The organism is Tepidiphilus baoligensis, from assembly GCF_012911495.1.
Classification (GTDB): domain Bacteria; phylum Pseudomonadota; class Gammaproteobacteria; order Burkholderiales; family Rhodocyclaceae; genus Tepidiphilus; species Tepidiphilus olei.
The window spans coordinates 1-440 of sequence record NZ_JAAAUB010000046.1; the positions used below are offsets into that span (position 1 = coordinate 1).

Consider the following 440-nt stretch of genomic DNA (forward strand, 5'->3'; position numbering starts at 1 on the left):
ACCACCCCGGCCTCCTGCAACCGGTTCTTCACCCAGGTGTAGCTGCGCTTGCCGCCCTCGCGCTGGTACCAGGCGTGAAAGTGCTTGACGTTCCAGCCCATATGCCGACTACGGTAGCGCTCCACCAGCGCCATCACTTCATCGACCGGCGCCTTGCGGTGCGAGACCTGCGTCAGACGCCGATCAACCAAGCCCTCCAACCCCTCCTCTTCGTAGCGGGCGATGTAGCGCCGAAATGTCCGATCACACACCCCCAGGAGCCTGGCCGCCTCTTCCTGCGTCAGCCGACCCGACTGCCAGCCCTCGTACGCTTCCTCAAACCGCATCTTCCGTACCTCCTGTAGCAACTGCGTCCGTCTCATTAGGCACCTCCTTCCATACCTAATGAAAACCGGACAAACCTCGTGCTACAAGTCCGGACAGTTTATTTGTTCGCTACA

At 60.5% G+C, this 440-nt stretch carries 1 protein-coding gene; it reads right to left on the reverse strand.

What is annotated here, in order from left to right; genetic code table 11:
- Window positions 1–326: helix-turn-helix domain-containing protein (locus tag GV368_RS10945; RefSeq protein WP_206673413.1), on the reverse strand; the 326-nt coding region annotated here is incomplete at its 3' end.
- Between the last annotated feature and the right edge of the window lie 114 nt (window positions 327–440).